Raw genomic sequence first — 17,328 nt, 5'->3', positions numbered from 1 at the left:
GTGGAAATCACCACATTGACTTTATGATGTCATTGGCTAGGTTTATTAGACCAAACCTTCTTTGGATTCATCAGTATAAGTAGAAAGGCTACTATTGAATACAGGATAGCGTTATACATCATTAAAATAATTAAATTCTCGTTTATAATGCCTATAAAAAAATTGAAGAATTGATGGATCATTATAGGAATGATTAAATTTTGATTAATTGTATAGAAGGCTGTCATAATAATGGTCGTAGAAATGATGGAAAGCATAAAGAATATGATGTATTTTAGTAGCTCCAGCCCTGTAAAACCTGTTGTGAACCAAATAGGTAAATGCCAAATTCCCCACCAAAATCCTATGATGATTGCAGATTGTAATGACCCATATTTCTTTTGGAGCTCAAGCAACGCAAAGCCTCTCCACCCTAATTCTTCTCCTATAGGTCCTGATAATAGATTTTTAAAGAAATAATAACTAAGCATTCCCCAGGAGGAAATAGTCAAAATAGCATCAGCTTTAGTATTCTTCATAACAACAAGTAAGATGATCATAAAGATGGTGGCTTGAATAAGCAGAACAGAAAGAATGACAGAAAATCGAAGTTGATTTTTAAATTTTTGTTTCACGAAATGTAAAAAATGCTGCCCTGGATAAATTTTTGAAAATAGTATGGCAAAGGCAAAAGTCGATGACCATGCAGATAGACAGCGTACTATATCGAATACCCATGTTGGAAAGCCTAACATTTTAACGGCTCCTACAAGGCAAAAAAGTGGCAAAAAGATGATATTAGTCAGGATAATGAAACTCGCTACTGGTCTTTTTAGCTTCTTTTTTTTGTTCATATAATAAATCCCCCGTTTCGTTCTGAATACTTTCAGCTTAAACCTGGGGGTTGCTCACAGGTCAATACATATTTCCATCTATCACTCTATTTTATGGGAACATACATTTCTAAAAATATTCGTTCTAGTCCTCCCTCGAAAGTAGCTAGTAATAAGTTAATATAAACGAGACCTAAAAGTTCATAGCCATTTTCTTTGGCTACTCTTCTAATTGTTGCTTCCACTTGGTCGTCTGTATTTTTGCCACCCGTCGACCATCTTCCATCTTCAATGACAGTATATAAACAGGTAGGATGATATAAAACTTGCTCTTGTAACGCTTTCTCGTTTTCTTCTAGCTTTCGCACAATCATAAATTTATCTTCCTGCATGCCTTGTTCATTAAACTGTATTACTCTTCTTAACGATGTCAGGATAACCGCTTTTTTTAAACTGTCTGTATTTTCTTTAAGTGCGTCATATTCTTCATAAGCTGTATAATGGTCTATTACGCCTAACATGGCTAGTGGTTTCATTTCTTTTATCGTAAAGGTACCTAAGTATTGTTGAATTTTTTGGCAATCCTCTTGTGCATTTTGGAGTTTTTTTAACAGTAGGTTTTTATAGGCTATCTCCTCTAACACCTGTTGTTCTTTCTCCTCTAATAGGAGTTGGATTCCCTCAATACTCATGCCTTTTCTTACTTCTTGTATTCGTTTAATTTCAAAATCCAAATCTCGATAAAAATTGACGGTTGTTAAATTATATATATCCAATTGATTGTATGTTCTATAGCCATTCTCACTATTTTGTTGAGGCTTAACCAATTCCTTTTCCTCATAATATTTGATCGTATCTCTAGAAATGCCTAAAAATTTTGCCACTTGTCCAATTGTATACATAATACCCCCCCTTTTCTTAGCCAGTATGAAAAAACTGTAGACATGAAAAGTACATGCTTACAGTTAGATGTTCATTATTTTTTATGGAAAAATGATTTCCCTAACAACTCAATGGTTGCAGGTGCCAGTGCATACAGTTTACTTGATAGCCCCATGATTTTGGGGAGGTTGACCTCTCGAACTGGGCGCTCAATTGTTTTAATTGTCGCCTGTGCCACTTCATCAGCTGATAATAAAAATCTACCTAAAGATTCGCGATAGCCACTTTGATCATTGGCCTTGTCTAAAAATGGTGTATCAACCGGACCCGGGTGAATAGCCGTTACTTTTACATGATATGGCGCAAGCTCCATCCGTAGTCCATTTGTAAATCCTACAATCGCATGTTTGGTTGCTGCATAAACACTTGCTTTCGGAGTGGCGACCTTGCCAGCCTGAGACCCAATAAAAATCAAATGCCCTTGATTTTGCTCCATCATCTTGGAAGCTAACCGTTTCGCAAGGTAAATAGGTACACTAATATTCACTTCAATCATTTGTGCAATATCCTCATCCATTAACTTTGGAGCCTCAGCAAATTTTCCAACACCAGCTGATAGGATGGCGACATCAATGGGTGGAAGCTGGGCACAAACAGCGTCGAGTGTATGTAAATGGGTTAAATCAGCTTGAATGACTTTGGCTCCCAAACGTTCTAAAACTTTTAAAGCTACAGCATTGCGGCCTGTGGCATAAACGGTATGACCTTGCGCTACTAGTAACTCCGTTATTTTTAAGCCTACACCACTTGTTGCCCCTGTCACAAAGATCGTCTTACTATTCATATATAGTCCTACTTTCTTTTAAATAAATAGATGCCTTCTTCTGTCTTCGTTGAAGTAATATAATTATTTGCCTCTAAATAATCTAAATGCCCCAACGTTTTGGACAGTGTTAAACCAAGCATATGCTGGAAGATAGCTGGATACAATCGTTTCGTCACTTGCACAACCGTTAATTGATCTTCCCCTAGTAATTCACAAACTTTCATAGATTGCTGATGCTGTCTTTCTAGTCGTTTATCAATTAAGATCGGAATGTCTTGTAGTTCAGCCCCATGTCCTGTATACATCATTTTGACAGGCAATTGGCGTAAAATTTCTAGCGATTCATTATATTGTAATAATGATTTTGTGCGTCCCAATGAATGATCTAATGGTGGCTCAATTAAAGGGTTCGGCGTTATTTTTTCAAGTAATAAATCTCCGCCAATCACATGATGTGTTTGTTCATCCCAAAAAATAAAATGGCTTTGTGCATGCCCTAATGTTTCAATTGCCTTTAATCCTGGATGCCCAGGTACTTCATCTCCATCCGTCAAAATTTGTGTCAATGGACGTTCACCTACAAGCTCTAATTCGCGACGAACATGTACACTTTTAGCAATATACTCTTGTGGTACCCCATGTTCAAATAAACGTTCACTGTAAAATTGCTCGTGATAACGTAAAAACTCCTCGTCATGACGAAGCCACTTATCATTATAGGCATGACCTAAAATTTCAGCATGTGGAAATGCATCGACCCATCCCGCATGATCAGGGTGATGATGGGTGAGCACAACTTGTTCAATATCTCGCATATCGTAGCCTGCGGCGCGAATCCCCCATTTCAGAGCATCATAGGCTTCTACCGTTTTTGGTCCAACATCAAAAATGCTAAGTGCATCACCTTTCACAATAAATGCATTGACATCTCCTACTTCATAGGGTGTTGGTATTTCGATTTTGTATATAGACAAAGTTGTCTCCCCCTTTTTACTCGCTAGTGAATACTGATTCATTCTATTTTACAAGTTTTTTCTGTTTTCGTCATCTTCCTGTTGACAGGTTGCTTATCCATCACTATAATTTTGAATAATCTAATTATTAATGTGCGTTGAAGAAGCCGAGTACGTAATTGGTGAAGGTGTTAGAGAGTGTTACATTTGCTGAGAGTAACATCACCCACTCCCATTACCGAACCTATTTCTGAGCAGTTATGCAAACATAACCGTATCCCTTGCGATAAAAGGGCTAAGAGTTGTGCCAACATTGGCAAACAAAGGTGGTACCGCGGAAACAAAAGCGTTTTCGTCCTTCTAAATAAGGACGAGAGCGCTTTTTTATTTTGAACTGGAGGTTTTATTCATGAAAAAAATTTTATTTATCGGTGCGGGGTCAATGGCAGAGGCATTGATTCAAGGGTGGATAAAGCAAAAGGTATTTTCACCACAGGAAATTTACGTCACCAATCGCTCTGACAAAGAACGTCTACATTTTTTACAAGAAACATATGGCATTCACTGCATGTTTGATCAGGCCATTTTTCGTCAGGCAGATCTAATCATTTTGGCGATGAAGCCAAAAGACGCAATTGCAGCAATGCGTGAGTTAAAACCAAAAATCACAGCTCAGTCTGCGATTCTGTCCATTCTAGCAGGTATTGGGATAGGGACGATTACTGAACTTTTAGGGAGCCGTCCAGTCGCACGAGTAATGCCTAACACGTCTGCCACTATCGGTATGTCCGCAAGCGGCATTGCATTTAATAACGAAGTATCTACTGCACAGCGTATTCTTTTTCTCCAGTTATTAGAGGCTGTTGGCTCCGTTATTGAAGTAGAAGAGGATCAATTACATGCAGTCACAGCCCTTTCAGGTAGTGGTCCTGCTTATATTTATTATTTAATGGAAGCGTTCGAGCGTGTAGGAACAGAGGTAGGTCTATCCAAAGATACAGTACGATTATTGATGACACAAACACTTGCTGGTACTGCTGAAATGCTCAAGCAATCCGTAGATGAACCGGATGTCCTACGCAAAAAAGTAACAAGCCCTGGCGGGACAACTGAGGCGGGGATTCAAGCGCTAGAGCAATATCAATTTAATGAGGCGATTGAAGCTTGTATTAAAGAAGCAGAAGCACGATCTCGTTCACTTGCAAATGGATAACATTAGGTGCAAAATAAAGTTTATCACTAGGAATTAGGGGGCTTTATTTTGAGTAAATTATTCGAACCTTATCAATTACAATCGATTTCCTTAAAAAACCGTGTTGTCATGGCACCAATGTGTATGTACTCAGCCGAGGATGATGGTATGGTCACACCTTTCCATCAAGTCCATTATGCGACACGGGCAGCTGGGCAAGTAGGATTAATCATTTTAGAAGCTACGGGTGTTGTACCAGAAGGTCGTATCTCCAACAAGGATTTAGGCATTTGGGATGACGCGCATATTGAAGGCTTACGTCAATTAGTAGAGGGCATGAAAGCATATGGGGCTAAAACAGGCATCCAGCTTGGTCATGCTGGACGTAAAGCAGCAATAGATGGCGAAATTTTTGCCCCATCAGCAATTGCCTTTAGTTCAGACTATCAAACACCAACAGCCATGTCTGAAGAGGACATTCATCATGTGATTGAAGCGTTTAAACAAGCGGCTATTCGTGCGGCAAAGGCAGGCTTTGACGTACTAGAAATTCATGGAGCACATGGCTATTTAATCAGTGAGTTTTTATCGCCTGCTACGAACAAACGTGAAGATCAATATGGTGGCTCACAGGAAAATCGCTATCGTATATTGCGCCAAATCATCGATGCTATTCGCAGTGTTTGGGATGGGCCATTATTGGTACGTGTTTCTGCAGAAGATTACGCAGAGGATGGCACTACAATGGAAGATTTCATCGTCTTTAGCCGCTGGATGAAGTCACAAGGAGTAGACCTAGTAGATGTATCAACAGGTGGCGTTGTCCCTGCTGCTATCAATGTTTTTCCAGGTTACCAGGTTTCTCATGCTGAAGCCATCAAACATGGAGCTGATATCCCTACTGGTGCAGTGGGCCTTATTACAACAGCCATTCAAGCCGAAGAAATTTTGCAAAATAACCGTGCAGATTTAATTTTCTTAGCTCGTGTTTTACTCCGTGAGCCATACTGGCCCCTCCATGCAGCTAAAGAATTAAGCGAAGAACTGCAACCACCCGTACAATACGTTCGTGGTTGGTAATCCTCTTCCCATAACAAAACAGCTTGTGCGTTCACAAGCTGTTTTGTTATGGGAAGAGGATTTTGTTTGATTTCTTCATCAATAGCCTGTACTAATGCCTCAGCATCATCCGCAGTGACGATTTCTCCGTTCACAATAGCAAAAATACCTTGCTCACAGATTTCACAATGCGATGTACAACCCGATTCCTCCATCTCAATATCTTCACGTTCTAGTAAGACATCATATGCATCTGCCGCACCTAACGATAAATTCGTGATGCAAAACTCAACTCTATTTTTTAATGGTTGTGAATCTTTCTTCTTTTTAAAAAGAGAAAATACCATGTTTATTCCCCCTTACAAACTATCATCTATCATACCATAATGGGACACTGTCTATGAAAACCCTTACAAACATTTCACTCAGATTCCCCTCATTTTTGAACATCGTGTGAATTATAAATAATTTCTAGTTAGTAACAACTCTAGTAAGTCATTTGGAACATTTGTCGACTCTTTATAGAACAAGTATACGGGTACATTTGGCAATGAAAAGCCTTCAAACGGTACAATATTAAAACGTCCCTCCATACGTTCTTTTCTTACGATCATACGAGGTAGAAAAGACATCCCTAACCCGTCTTTGATTAGTCTTTTTACGACATAGGATTGGGAAATTGATACTTGCCTCGTTAAAATATAGTTTTCTCTTAAATTATGTAAAAGCTCATTCCAAATAGTTGGGTGATGATGCGTAAATAATGTATATGTTTGAAATAGCTCTTCATAATCGATGTAAGCCCCTGTTTCATCATCATAAGCATCTAATGGAATCACTAATTCTAACGGGCTTTCAATAAGCAGCTCTTGATGCCAATGTCGATAGCGGGTCGGTAATAAGGAGATACCTATATGGGCTTGATGCTGATGAACTAAATCTTCAATTTTAGCTGAATCCTCCACTAAAATCGAAATTTCCAATGCAGGGTGATCATTGATAAATTGATACAAAACATGCGGTAAAATGGTTTCCACCATTAAAGGGGTCATAGCGATAATAACCTTTTCGTGAATGCCTTTACTCACTAAACGAATACGTTCAATACTTTGCTCCCACTTGAGGACCATTTGCTGTGCCTCTATTTGAAATAGCTTCCCGGCTTCAGTTAATTGGACACGGTTTCTTTCACGCTTAAACAATTGAACATGCAAAAATTCTTCTAACTGTTGAATGTGAACGGTGATACTTGGCTGTGAAAGATGAAGTTGTTGTGCCGCTGTTCGAAAATTACAAGTTTGAGCAGCTACAATAAAGGACTGTAACCATTTATACTCCATGTTTTCTCCTCCTTGATTACTATTTTTGATTAAGTTCATTACATATATTTAATTTACTAAATTATACAATAATAATAGACTGACTATTAAATAGATGATGCAAAAGGAGAGATATACATGTCTTATGCTACATTAAGTCGTCAATTTCGAATATTTGCCGAACAGGAATGTGTAGACTCTAGCCCCCTGTATGAACATTTAGCTAATAGTATTGCTGTGGATGAGGAGCTATTAGAGATTGCCTCCATGATTCCACCCAATCAACCCGCACCCAATTTATTGTTGGCGGCTGTGCAATATTTATTGGGTTCCTTGAAAGATCCTTTAGCTAAGTATTACGCGTCTTTTACGGCAACTCCAATTCCCATTCAAGGGGTTTACCCTGTCTTTAAGGCATTTGTAATGGCGCATAAAGCACAATTAAAGTCATTGTTTCAAGAAAAACTTGTCCAAACCAATGAAATTCGACGTTGTGCCTATCTCTATCCTATGATGACTGACATTTATCACAAGCATCAACGACCATTAGCCTTCATAGAAATAGGAGCAAGTGCTGGACTTCAGCTTGGTATGGATCACTACAATTATTGTTACAATCATCAATTATCCATTTACAATACGGACAATGGATGTACCATATCCTCAGAAAACCGTGGGGAAACACTTCCTGTGACTGTGTCTAAGCCACCTGTTGTTTGTCAAAGAATTGGCATCGATTTAAATCCTATTGATCTCCGGCAAAAGGAAGAAAGTCTATGGCTGCAAGCTTTAATCTGGCCTGAACACCATGAACGTCGATTGTTGTTGAATGAAGCTCTCCCTATCTTTGGTCAATTAGATATTCAGTTAATAAAAGGTGATGCAATCCAATTGATCAAAGAGCTTAGTCAAACAATTGAGCAAGAGGCAATGTTAGTCGTTTATCATACACATGTCGCCAATCAACTGCCATTACCATTACGGCATGAATTAATGGAGCAGTTAAAGGAGATAAGCATGGTGCGACCTCTTTATCATTGCTATAATAATCTATTTGACAAACAGCTACATCAAGATTTTATGCATCTTGGCACCATCGAGCCGATTCGTACAATGGAACGACCAGATGGGCATGCACGCTGGTTTAAATGGGCCAACTGCTAGCATGTACAATAAAAAGAAACGCTGTGCCCTATTGCTACACAGCGTTTCTATTAATCTTTAAAAATCGTATTCAGCATCTTTTTTCGCACGAATTTCTGCAAATGCGTCTGTTACCATTACAGTATCCTCTGCTAACCGTTCAAGACGGAAAAGAACATCATCATTGACAATTTCTTTGCGTAAAAAGTCTTTTTCTTCTATAAATACATAGGTTGGCACAATATGGGCCTTCATGTAAGCAAGAATTGGCTTTAATTGCTGCTCCACCATTAAGTAGTGCTTCGACGTACCTGCTGTGACAACAACACTGACCACTTTGTCGCGAAAGGCATTGACTGGTAATAAGTCAAAGATATTTTTCAATGTTGCTGGAATGGATGCCTGAAATGTTGGCGTACCAATAACAATAGCATCCGCAGCCATGATGGTTTCTGTCACATATTTTGTATCGCCCTCATAGTCAAAATAATTACGTCCATCACTAAAAATTAGTTGATAGTCAGCGAGATCCAGAAGTGTCACTTCATGCTCCGGGTATTTTTTTTGGACCATTTCGACAAATTTATGCATAGCTGTTCTTGTTTTTGAGCCGATAATAGAACCGGCAAGTGCGACAATTTTCATGACTGTTCGCTCCTTATTTTGCTGTATATTTTTTCATTGCAGGAATAATATCATTACCGATCATTTCAATATTTTTCATAATTTTATCGAATGGCACGCCTCCAAAATCAATTTGAGCCATAAATCGTTGCATACCATAAAGCTCATATTGATAAAGTAATTTCTCAATAATTTGCTCCTTGCTTCCGACCATTAACGCATCCCGTGTATCTGTTGCTTGTGCAAATTGCTGCTTTGGATAGCCTCCCCCACGAATCGCTTGGAAACCACCATTTAAATGTGGATACATCCCTTGCAATGCCTCTTTTGTTGTATCGGCTACATAAAACAGGCTTGTTGTGGCAACCGGCAATTCATTTGGATCAAAGCCTTGTCGCTCTGCCGCTTCTCGATATGCATCAACTGATGGCTTAAAGTTTGTAGCCGGCCCACCAAGAGTCGTTAGCATCATGGGAATTCCCATATATCCTGCCTTGATGGCACTTGCAGGTGGACCTCCAACAGCACGCCAAATTGGTAAGGAGCCATTTTTGGGCTGTGGTAAAATTTGAGCGTGATGAAGTGGAGCACGGAACTGTCCTTCCCATGTTACAAGCTCCTCTGCATTGATTTTCATGAGTAGCTCTAATTTCTCTTCAAAAAGTTCTTCATAGTCATGTAAATCTACACCGAGTAAATGGTAGGCACCTACTCGAGAACCGCGACCTGCCACAATTTCTGCGCGACCATCGGATAATAAATCAATAGTTGCAAAATCCTCATATACACGTACAGGATCGGAGACACTCAGTACAGTAGCAGAGCTTGACAGCTTAATTTTTGATGTTGCTTGTGCTATGGCGCCCAACACGACTGTATGTGCCTGCGTTGTAAAATACGATTGATGACTTTCGCCTACTCCAAATACATCAATACCCGCTTGCTCTGCTAATTGGCTAGCTTCAACTAGTTCTTGTAGTCGTTGCTGCGCAGAAATTCGTTCTCCTGTTAGTGGGTTGGGAATATGGTCTCCTAAAGAATACAGCCCAAATTCAAGTCCTTGTGATTGATCAATACGATATTTTTCCATTATGAATTATCTCTCCTTATTCAAGCGGCTCTAAAATCGCTTCAATTTCTGCTCGTTTTTCCTCTAAAAATGGCGGAAGATCTAGCTCTTTTCCTAGTTCATCTACTGTAGAATCCACCGTAAACCCTGGGCCATCTGTCGCCATTTCAAATAGAATTCCGTTACGATCTCTAAAATAAAGACTTTGGAAATAATAACGATCGACGACACCTGTACTAGTCAACCCTAGTTCTTTAATTTTTGTATCCCATTCTTGAAGCTCCTCCACCGTTGCTACACGTATAGCAAGATGGTGAATACTACCTTTACCTGGCTTTTCGCTTGGTCCTTCTAATTCTTTAACAAGAATCTCTCCAAGTACTTCTCCCTCTATCGATTGCAGGACTGTCCCTTGGTCATTTTCTGCAACAACGGTATAGTGAAATAAATCTTGTAGTAAATTCACAGTCCGTTGTAAATAACGCACCGTAATTTCAACTGTACCCATTCCTAAAATGCGATGCTCTTCAGGGATTTCATTGCCTTCCCATGGTTGCCATTGAGTTGGCGTTTCCTGACCATGATGATTTAATAACACCATTCTCAACCCTTCATGATCTTCAAAAAACAAGGCATCTTTCCCTGCATATGTGGTGATGTCACTATGTTCAACCTCAAGCTCTTGAAAGCGACCTTTCCAATAATGTAAACTCTCATAGCTTGGTACAAGTAGACCAATACGTGTTATCGCATTAGTTCCTCGCACTGTGCGGCCAGCAACAGGCATCTCAAAAAATGTTAATTCTGTTCCCGCTGAACCTGTTAAGTCCCCATAAAACAAATGATACATAGATGGGGAGTCTTGATTTACAGTTTTCTTCACACGTCGTAACCCTAAAATTTTTGTGTAAAAATGATTATTTTGTCTTCCATTTTTCGTTAGCATGGAAATATGATGGTGCCCACTTAATTTGTTCATTTGGCTGCTCCTCCTCGAAATCACTTGACTAAGCAAGTGATAGCGTAAAAAAAATTACGCTTGTGGCAATTTTTTTTCCTGACTATGCTTTTCCAGCTTTGTCATGACTTTATATAAAGTTTTCATTTCTTCATCTGTTAATACATCTTCAAAAAATGAGGATTGGAAGTGAAGCTGACTAGGTGTTGCTGCATCAATCATTTGCTCCCCTTTTGCCGTCAACGAAATCGCCTTCGTCTTCCAATTTTGCTTACGCTCAATCAGTCCCTCTTTTTCCAATCTTGCTAGCATGCGAGACATTCCACCTTGTGTGACCGTTACTTTCTCTGCTAGTTGACATTGTGTAATAGGTGCATAGGTTTTTATTTGGATCAGCACATCAAATTGTGCAGTTGTTAAATCAAAACGTTTTAAAAATTCATTGGATAATTGATTACTTTGGGCTGTAAAGCGCATCATGCGAATCCAGGTTAAAGTACCTAATGTATGATTTTTCACGACTTTATCCTCCCTTCTGTTATCACTTTACCACGCAAGTGATAAAGTAGCAAGGAAAATATCTCGAATTTGAGATATTAAATAAATAGGGAATATCCCTATATAATGCCGTGTGTGGTAATAGGATATAAATTGCCTTTAAAAGCAAAAGATATTCTCCCTGTCTCTTCTGATACGACCATAACAAGTGCATCACTAACCTCACTCAATCCCAATGCTGCACGATGTCTTGTGCCTAATTTCTTTTCACCTGTATAGCGCTCGGACAATGGTAATACATTGGCAGCCGATTCAATTTGATTATGATTGACTAATACAGCCCCATCGTGAAGAGGATTGCCCGGGAAAAAAATAGATTCTACTAATGAATGAGTTAAGTCCGCACCTATATGAATACCAGGCTGGACTAGATTCTCCAAAGCGTCTTCCCGCTGGATCACAATTAAACCACCATGTCTTCTCAGCGACATATTTTGTACACTATGCGATAGTTCTGGATACTTTTCAGTAAACGGGGAAAGATAACAATTTAAATAAAACGTGGCTGCTTTCATTTCTATTGCCACAAATTTTTCTTTAATTTTTTCGAAATTGCCAAGGAGACAATTTGTATCTGTATCCATCTGTTGAACACTTTGCTGTAATGACATACTCACTTGGAGAAGCTCATCTTTTAATGTTTCTTTCATTGGTGAAAAATCACAATTTATTGGATTCACAAAAAGCACCTCTCTTTTTTATAAAAGCTTTCCTCTCTTAGTTTCCCTGGAAAAGCTATTTTTATGCGTCACTGAAAGCTAGTGCTATGAAGCGTTCTTGTTTTCTAATAAGAAAGACAAGACAAACTCCTATGATACTAACAACAATACAGACGACTTTCTTCTCCTTGTCAAAAAAACGCGTTACCTGTAGAACTAATTTTCTACAAGTAACACGTATATGTTCTTACATATGTCCAGCCCTAATCTTTCTCACAATACTAAAAGTCGTATATGTAGCAGCTGGTGCCAAGACGACAATAAAAATAATCCAGACAGTTAGATTATTTGTTGCTTTCAAAGTTTCATAATTTGTTATGACAAACATGATGAGACCGAATAGTAATAAATAGCTCAGCACATTTGGGAAGATAACGATTAGTCTTAATAGTGCTGGCGGCATCTTTTGCTGATTCATTTTAACCACACCCCTTTTTTCAATTATACGGGAAATAAGTGATTTATCGTACTATATTTTTCCTTTTAGATACTATAAATGTATAGCATAAAAAATAAAAAACATCTATTAGCTGTCATTCCAATTAATAGATGTTTTCCAATATTAAAGCAATGTATTGTTTTGCCAACTATAAATCGCTTGATCGGAAGTTAGAAACGTTTGCGGGAAAGTTTCCTGAGCCTCTGCCAAAAATGGCGGTAAATCTTGTGGAAGAAAGCGAGCACTTAAATGATTTAGTAGTAAATATTGGGCCCCTGCTTGCTGTGCCACCTTGGCTGCCTCCACATTGGTTGCATGACCATAATTGGCTGCTAAATCCGTAGTTGTGCCGTCAAACGTAGCTTCATGGACAATGATGTCAGCACCCATTGATAGCTGAACAGCTTCCTCACAATATTTTGTGTCGCCTAAAATGGTCAGTGTAAAGCCTTTTTTGGCTGGTGCAACAACATCTTTCGCTTGTATGACATCGCCGTTATCAAGCACGACATCATGCCCTCTTTTCAATTGTCCTAAAAGAGGTCCCTTGGGAACACCTAAGTCCTTGGCTTTCTCGATTAATAATTCTCCAGGTAAATCCTTTTGTTCAATACGATATCCGTAGCATGGAACAACATGGCGCAATTCCTTCGCATATACCGTAAAACAATCATCCTCATATACAATCCCTTCTTGAACTTCTACAAAGTGCAAAGGATATGTTAAATGAGTCTTTGATAAAGAAAAAGTTTGTTCAATCCATTGCTGTAAGCCTGCTGGACCGAAGATCGTTAATGGTTCATCTCCACCTTGAAACGAACGGGAGCTTAAAAAGCCAGGCAATCCGAAAATATGATCACCATGCAGATGCGTAATAAAAATTTTTGACACCTTCCGCGGCTTTAACGACGTGTGTAAAATTTGATGTTGAGTCGCCTCTCCACAATCAAAAAGCCACATTTCGCTTATTTCGTCTAATAGCTTTACCATCAGGGCACTCGTATTTCGTTCTTTGGAAGGCATGCCTGCGCCTGTTCCTAAAAAATGTAGTTGCACAAATGCCACCTCACTTCATGTTTTATCATTTTATTGTACCTTATTGGGCCTCATAAGAAAAACCTTTGGTAAAAGCTTTCTCCAAAGGTTTTGTCGTTTATTTTGGTTGCCAAGAAACAAGGGCTGCATGAAAATCATGACGATAATAATAGCGTCCATCTTTTTCTTCAATAAAAGGTTGCAGCGATTCCTCAATGTGTTCTTGTTGGATATCTGTATTTAATATTTTTTTACTTTGAGTCGTCACTAGCTGTTCATAGCTTTCATAAGCATAGACGCGTTCCAAAGGAATGATTTGACAATCAGCGTAAATATCCATTTCGTATAGTAGATTTAAAAACTCTATATAATCTCTTCGGGGGAATTTGATCGTATAGCCGTACTTTTCATATAATCGTTCATAGTGTGGCTGAATGGGCCCAGTCGTCATCCCTATAATGGCCCGTTTCGTCGCGAGTCGATTCATATGTGCTAAAGCAGCTTTAATTTCATACATACGGTAAAAACAATTGACGCCTAAAACGATATCATGTGGCTCAATCTCATCTTTTTCTAAACGCTCCCATTTTGCATGGACATAGGAAACGTGCTCCTGATGAGGCATACACTGCTGTAAGTACTGCAACATACTTTGGGAGCTATCCACACATGTGAGCTTGTTTACTCTATCTGCTAAAGGAAAGGTGTAATTTCCCCAACCAGGTCCAATTTCTAATACAGAATGTTGGGGTTCAATACTTTTTTGAAGCTCCCGAAAAATGCGTGTAGCATACGGATCCGTTTGCCCCATATTTTTTCGAGCAACAGATTGAGCCCAAAATTGCTCTTCTAGCTGATCATTCAACATTCGCTCAGGCATATGCCCATGCCAGTCTTTCATACCTTCTTGCCATAATGCTTCGAAATTAATGGCTAATGGTCCTTTTCTCGTCATACAGATACCTCTATTGATAATAATTCATATATTTTTTTCATATCAAGATTTGCTCGTACGTGACTAGCTAACATATTGTAAGCATCTTCTCTTCGTTCAGCATCACTTTTTACCTCACGAGGTAAGGCAGCTAATCCTTTTTTTACACGGATGTCATTGATAAGCTGACGGGTATACGTACGATTATGGAATAAACCATGGAAATACGTGCCAATCACCTGTTCATCTTGACTAATAGCGCCATCCTCTCGACCATCCTCAAGCTGTAAAAAAGGTGTAACCTCATCACGTAAAATTTTTGTTCGTCCTAGATGAATTTCATAACCCGTCAATAGATCCTGTCCTCTTGTGCCAGTCATTTGTACCGTTTTTTTATTGCCTACAAAAATAGTTTCCATTGGCAATAAACCAAGACCATAAGCAGATTCACCATTGCCCTCCACTGCATCTGGATCTAATAGCGTCTCACCAAGCATTTGAAAACCACCACAAATTCCAATTATTTTAGTGCCATGCTCCCTTAATCGGGCAATAGCTTGATCGAAGCCATTTGCCTTTAACCAGGCTAAATCATCCATTGTGCTTTTCGTTCCTGGAAGTATGAGCAAATCTGGCGTACCGAGTTCATGTACTTTTCCAATTAATCGAACCCCCACTTCAGGCTCATCAAAAAATGGATCGACATCTGTGAAGTTTGAAATACGTGGTAAACGAATCATCGCCACATCCACAGCAAATTCCCCTGGTTTTGGCTTTTTAAAGCGTAATGATGATAAAGCGAGTGAATCTTCCGCTTCAATATTGACCTCTAAATAAGGGACAACACCTAGCACTGGAATGCCTGTTTCTTGCTCCACCCATGCCAAACCATCATCCAATAACTCACGCATACCTCTAAATTTATTAATAATTAGCCCTTTCACTCGTGCCCGCTCCGCATCATCTAGCAATGCCAGAGTACCAACAATCGAGGCAAAAACCCCACCTCGATCAATATCGGCAACAAGGACAACCGCTGCATCTGCTAAATGTGCCATTCGCATATTTGCAATATCACGATCCTTTAAGTTAATCTCTGCTGGGCTTCCTGCTCCCTCTAAGACAATGACATCATATGTATTTTGAAGCGTACGAACTGATTTTTCGACAATGGGCATCGCTTCCTGGACAAAATTATTGCGATATGTTTTGGCATCCATATTTAAAAAATGCTTTCCATGGACGATGACCTCAGACATCATATCTTGCTTTGGCTTGAGCAAAATAGGGTTCATATCAGTTGTCGCAACAACACGAGCAGCTTCAGCCTGTACTCCTTGTGCACGACCAATTTCCCCACCGTCTTTTGTTACAAATGAATTAAGCGCCATATTTTGGGATTTAAAGGGGACAACTTTAAAGCCATCATCCGAAAATATACGACACAACGCCGTACAAATCATACTTTTTCCAACATCGGAAGCTGTTCCTTGAATCATGATCGATTTTGCTGGCATAATCATTTTTCCTCCGTCATTATTGGTGTCACGCTGTCATATTTCTGTTCCACGAGACACGATTATTTGCCTTCGCTCTGGTAGTAATCACACTTATCCAACATGCGTTGCTCACCTAACTCAGAGTAATTCATCCACCCTGAAGGTGAAGGTGCTTTAAAATTCAAGCCCCTTCACAGCTGGAATACCTTCATCATAATAATGCTTAGTAGCGTCAATTGTAGAAACTAAATCAGCCATTGCTAGCAACGCAGGATTGGCACTTCTGCCTGTCACCACTAAATGCATAGTCGATGGACGTTGCTGAATTGCTTCGATAACTTCTGCCAGTGGAAGAACATCATCAATTGGAAACTTACTTATAGCTAATGCATTGTTTAGCTCATCTAGCACTAATAAATCAATACTGTCATCCTGTAGAGCAGCCTTCGTTTTTTTCCATGCCTTTGCTAAGGCTGCACGATGCTCCTCAGGTGTTTTGGTCCAAGTGAAGCCAATGCCCATTTGTTCCATTTCCACTCCTAGCTTACGCAAGGCAATTTGCTCTCCGTACGTACGCTCAGGTGATTTAATAAATTGCATATAGCGCACATTTAACCCACGACCAACCGCACGTAAAGTAACACCTAGAGATGCTGTCGTCTTGCCCTTTCCTTCACCTGTATATACTAAAAACAAGCCTTTTCTTGCCATGCTGTTAGCCTCCTTACAGCCAAGTTGTTTTTTCTTCAAATGGTGTACGCTTCTTGTCGTTAAGCTCTTGTTCTTCTGGGTAACCGATAAAAATCGTCCCTACCACTTTCTGTGCTTCACTTGCACCGATAAACGAATGCATGCGCGGATCATGAACAAGCCCAACACCACGTGTACGCCAAACAAAGCCAAGACCTAGCTCCTCGGCTGTTAGCCACATGGACATAATGGCACTGCAAACAGCAAAAACATTGTCCTCTGTCGCATCGGTATCACCCTCCACAACATCTGCTGTCACAACTATTGCGACAGGGGTTGTTTGTACAACCTTTAATGAGCTTTCCACTAAATTCGGCTTTGTTGGGAAGCGTTCCTGTAAATAAGCACTCGCCATTGCCTCATAACGCTCCATTGCTTCACCTTGAATGACGTAGAAATGCCAAGGCTCTCTCATTCTGTCATTAGGGGCAAATGTAGCTGCTTGTAAAATTTGCTCAATTTTCTCTTTTTCTACTAGCTGCGTTGTGTAATTTCGAATAGCTCGACGCTTTTTTAGTGCTTCGATAATTGTCATATTGCTTCCTCCTTCTGCTCTC

The 17,328-nt window shown here is 39.5% G+C and carries 19 protein-coding genes and 1 pseudogene; 3 read left to right on the top strand and 17 right to left on the bottom strand.

The annotated features are described in order from the left end of the window. Positions 1 to 29: 29 nt before the first annotated feature. From AC1Q6O_RS13465 to AC1Q6O_RS13450, 4 genes are all read right to left on the bottom strand, one after another. Positions 30 to 833 carry a CPBP family intramembrane glutamic endopeptidase gene (locus AC1Q6O_RS13465; RefSeq protein ID WP_090002600.1) on the bottom strand — a complete coding sequence of 268 codons (804 nt, stop codon included), beginning with the start codon at positions 831 to 833 and terminating at the stop codon, positions 30 to 32. 86 nt (positions 834 to 919) lie between these two features. After that, positions 920 to 1,714 carry a MerR family transcriptional regulator gene (locus tag AC1Q6O_RS13460; protein WP_403083720.1) on the bottom strand — a complete coding sequence of 265 codons (795 nt, stop codon included), beginning with the start codon at positions 1,712 to 1,714 and terminating at the stop codon, positions 920 to 922. 74 nt (positions 1,715 to 1,788) lie between these two features. Next, positions 1,789 to 2,538: an SDR family NAD(P)-dependent oxidoreductase gene (locus AC1Q6O_RS13455; RefSeq protein WP_107922516.1), complete on the bottom strand. Its 750-nt coding sequence runs from the start codon at positions 2,536 to 2,538 to the stop codon at positions 1,789 to 1,791. 8 nt (positions 2,539 to 2,546) lie between these two features. After that, on the bottom strand, positions 2,547 to 3,536 hold the full coding sequence (locus AC1Q6O_RS13450) for an MBL fold metallo-hydrolase (RefSeq protein ID WP_008178313.1): 990 nt from the start codon (positions 3,534 to 3,536) through the stop codon (positions 2,547 to 2,549). Between the two features lie 346 nt (positions 3,537 to 3,882). Here AC1Q6O_RS13450 and proC point away from each other — a divergent pair, with 346 nt between their 5' ends. Together proC and namA are read left to right on the top strand one after the other, a co-directional pair. Then, a complete protein-coding gene (proC, locus tag AC1Q6O_RS13445) occupies positions 3,883 to 4,686 on the top strand; it encodes a pyrroline-5-carboxylate reductase (protein ID WP_008178312.1) in 804 nt (267 codons plus the stop codon). A gap of 48 nt (positions 4,687 to 4,734) precedes the next feature. Then, a complete protein-coding gene (namA, locus tag AC1Q6O_RS13440) occupies positions 4,735 to 5,745 on the top strand; it encodes an NADPH dehydrogenase NamA (protein ID WP_008178311.1) in 1,011 nt (336 codons plus the stop codon). Positions 5,746 to 5,816: 71 nt separating this feature from the next. Here the strand turns inward: namA and AC1Q6O_RS13435 are convergent. Next, positions 5,817 to 6,071, bottom strand: a pseudogene (locus AC1Q6O_RS13435) (YuzB family protein); the annotation flags it as partial. A gap of 111 nt (positions 6,072 to 6,182) precedes the next feature. Further along, positions 6,183 to 7,064, bottom strand: a complete 882-nt coding sequence (locus tag AC1Q6O_RS13430; protein WP_492401478.1) for a LysR family transcriptional regulator — start codon at positions 7,062 to 7,064, stop codon at positions 6,183 to 6,185. A gap of 117 nt (positions 7,065 to 7,181) precedes the next feature. Between AC1Q6O_RS13430 and AC1Q6O_RS13425 the strand changes: the two genes are divergently transcribed. Beyond that, positions 7,182 to 8,207: a DUF2332 domain-containing protein gene (locus AC1Q6O_RS13425; protein WP_089986313.1), complete on the top strand. Its 1,026-nt coding sequence runs from the start codon at positions 7,182 to 7,184 to the stop codon at positions 8,205 to 8,207. 57 nt (positions 8,208 to 8,264) lie between these two features. On the opposite strand, the gene AC1Q6O_RS13420 is transcribed toward AC1Q6O_RS13425, so the two are convergent. The 11 genes from AC1Q6O_RS13420 to AC1Q6O_RS13370 form a co-directional block, all read right to left on the bottom strand. After that, positions 8,265 to 8,831, bottom strand: a complete 567-nt coding sequence (locus AC1Q6O_RS13420) for an NADPH-dependent FMN reductase (protein WP_008178303.1) — start codon at positions 8,829 to 8,831, stop codon at positions 8,265 to 8,267. Between the two features lie 13 nt (positions 8,832 to 8,844). Then, complete coding sequence (locus tag AC1Q6O_RS13415; protein ID WP_008178301.1) at positions 8,845 to 9,900, bottom strand: LLM class flavin-dependent oxidoreductase; 1,056 nt, start codon at positions 9,898 to 9,900, stop codon at positions 8,845 to 8,847. A gap of 16 nt (positions 9,901 to 9,916) precedes the next feature. Continuing rightward, positions 9,917 to 10,858 carry a ring-cleaving dioxygenase gene (locus tag AC1Q6O_RS13410; protein WP_089986311.1) on the bottom strand — a complete coding sequence of 314 codons (942 nt, stop codon included), beginning with the start codon at positions 10,856 to 10,858 and terminating at the stop codon, positions 9,917 to 9,919. A gap of 54 nt (positions 10,859 to 10,912) precedes the next feature. Then, on the bottom strand, positions 10,913 to 11,317 hold the full coding sequence (locus tag AC1Q6O_RS13405; protein ID WP_216604582.1) for a MarR family winged helix-turn-helix transcriptional regulator: 405 nt from the start codon (positions 11,315 to 11,317) through the stop codon (positions 10,913 to 10,915). 137 nt (positions 11,318 to 11,454) lie between these two features. Then, a complete protein-coding gene (gene cdaS / locus AC1Q6O_RS13400; RefSeq protein WP_089986309.1) occupies positions 11,455 to 12,075 on the bottom strand; it encodes a sporulation-specific diadenylate cyclase CdaS in 621 nt (206 codons plus the stop codon). Between the two features lie 226 nt (positions 12,076 to 12,301). Continuing rightward, positions 12,302 to 12,532 carry a hypothetical protein gene (locus AC1Q6O_RS13395; RefSeq protein WP_008178293.1) on the bottom strand — a complete coding sequence of 77 codons (231 nt, stop codon included), beginning with the start codon at positions 12,530 to 12,532 and terminating at the stop codon, positions 12,302 to 12,304. Between the two features lie 144 nt (positions 12,533 to 12,676). Continuing rightward, entirely contained in the window at positions 12,677 to 13,609 is a 933-nt protein-coding gene (gene rnz, locus AC1Q6O_RS13390; protein ID WP_089986308.1) for a ribonuclease Z, read from the bottom strand. Between the two features lie 97 nt (positions 13,610 to 13,706). Further along, entirely contained in the window at positions 13,707 to 14,543 is an 837-nt protein-coding gene (locus AC1Q6O_RS13385) for a class I SAM-dependent methyltransferase (RefSeq protein ID WP_492401473.1), read from the bottom strand. Beyond that, positions 14,540 to 16,039 carry a cobyric acid synthase gene (locus tag AC1Q6O_RS13380; RefSeq protein WP_107922521.1) on the bottom strand — a complete coding sequence of 500 codons (1,500 nt, stop codon included), beginning with the start codon at positions 16,037 to 16,039 and terminating at the stop codon, positions 14,540 to 14,542. Before AC1Q6O_RS13380 ends, AC1Q6O_RS13385 begins: the two co-directional genes overlap by 4 nt. A 156-nt stretch (positions 16,040 to 16,195) precedes the next feature. Continuing rightward, on the bottom strand, positions 16,196 to 16,732 hold the full coding sequence (locus AC1Q6O_RS13375) for a cob(I)yrinic acid a,c-diamide adenosyltransferase (protein WP_043990458.1): 537 nt from the start codon (positions 16,730 to 16,732) through the stop codon (positions 16,196 to 16,198). Between the two features lie 13 nt (positions 16,733 to 16,745). Beyond that, on the bottom strand, positions 16,746 to 17,306 hold the full coding sequence (locus AC1Q6O_RS13370; RefSeq protein WP_043990457.1) for a nitroreductase family protein: 561 nt from the start codon (positions 17,304 to 17,306) through the stop codon (positions 16,746 to 16,748). Between the last annotated feature and the right edge of the window lie 22 nt (positions 17,307 to 17,328).

The organism is Lysinibacillus sp. GW823-FHT06C08, assembly GCF_058795135.1.
Note: the sequence above shows the minus strand (reverse complement) of the source record. Positions and strands in the feature narration are given on the sequence as shown.

What these genes read in the sequence shown, in the direction of transcription:
- AC1Q6O_RS13465 (WP_090002600.1), bottom strand. Translation starts at nt 833, where the DNA reads ATGAACAAAAAAAAGAAGCTAAAAAGACCAGTAGCGAGTTTCATTATC.
- AC1Q6O_RS13460 (WP_403083720.1), bottom strand. Translation starts at nt 1,714, where the DNA reads ATGTATACAATTGGACAAGTGGCAAAATTTTTAGGCATTTCTAGAGAT.
- AC1Q6O_RS13455 (WP_107922516.1), bottom strand. Translation starts at nt 2,538, where the DNA reads ATGAATAGTAAGACGATCTTTGTGACAGGGGCAACAAGTGGTGTAGGC.
- AC1Q6O_RS13450 (WP_008178313.1), bottom strand. Translation starts at nt 3,536, where the DNA reads ATGAATCAGTATTCACTAGCGAGTAAAAAGGGGGAGACAACTTTGTCT.
- proC (WP_008178312.1), top strand. Translation starts at nt 3,883, where the DNA reads ATGAAAAAAATTTTATTTATCGGTGCGGGGTCAATGGCAGAGGCATTG.
- AC1Q6O_RS13430 (WP_492401478.1), bottom strand. Translation starts at nt 7,064, where the DNA reads ATGGAGTATAAATGGTTACAGTCCTTTATTGTAGCTGCTCAAACTTGT.
- AC1Q6O_RS13425 (WP_089986313.1), top strand. Translation starts at nt 7,182, where the DNA reads ATGTCTTATGCTACATTAAGTCGTCAATTTCGAATATTTGCCGAACAG.
- AC1Q6O_RS13420 (WP_008178303.1), bottom strand. Translation starts at nt 8,831, where the DNA reads ATGAAAATTGTCGCACTTGCCGGTTCTATTATCGGCTCAAAAACAAGA.
- AC1Q6O_RS13415 (WP_008178301.1), bottom strand. Translation starts at nt 9,900, where the DNA reads ATGGAAAAATATCGTATTGATCAATCACAAGGACTTGAATTTGGGCTG.
- AC1Q6O_RS13410 (WP_089986311.1), bottom strand. Translation starts at nt 10,858, where the DNA reads ATGAACAAATTAAGTGGGCACCATCATATTTCCATGCTAACGAAAAAT.
- AC1Q6O_RS13405 (WP_216604582.1), bottom strand. Translation starts at nt 11,317, where the DNA reads ATGATGCGCTTTACAGCCCAAAGTAATCAATTATCCAATGAATTTTTA.
- AC1Q6O_RS13395 (WP_008178293.1), bottom strand. Translation starts at nt 12,532, where the DNA reads ATGAATCAGCAAAAGATGCCGCCAGCACTATTAAGACTAATCGTTATC.
- AC1Q6O_RS13385 (WP_492401473.1), bottom strand. Translation starts at nt 14,543, where the DNA reads ATGACGAGAAAAGGACCATTAGCCATTAATTTCGAAGCATTATGGCAA.
- AC1Q6O_RS13380 (WP_107922521.1), bottom strand. Translation starts at nt 16,039, where the DNA reads ATGCCAGCAAAATCGATCATGATTCAAGGAACAGCTTCCGATGTTGGA.
- AC1Q6O_RS13375 (WP_043990458.1), bottom strand. Translation starts at nt 16,732, where the DNA reads ATGGCAAGAAAAGGCTTGTTTTTAGTATATACAGGTGAAGGAAAGGGC.
- AC1Q6O_RS13370 (WP_043990457.1), bottom strand. Translation starts at nt 17,306, where the DNA reads ATGACAATTATCGAAGCACTAAAAAAGCGTCGAGCTATTCGAAATTAC.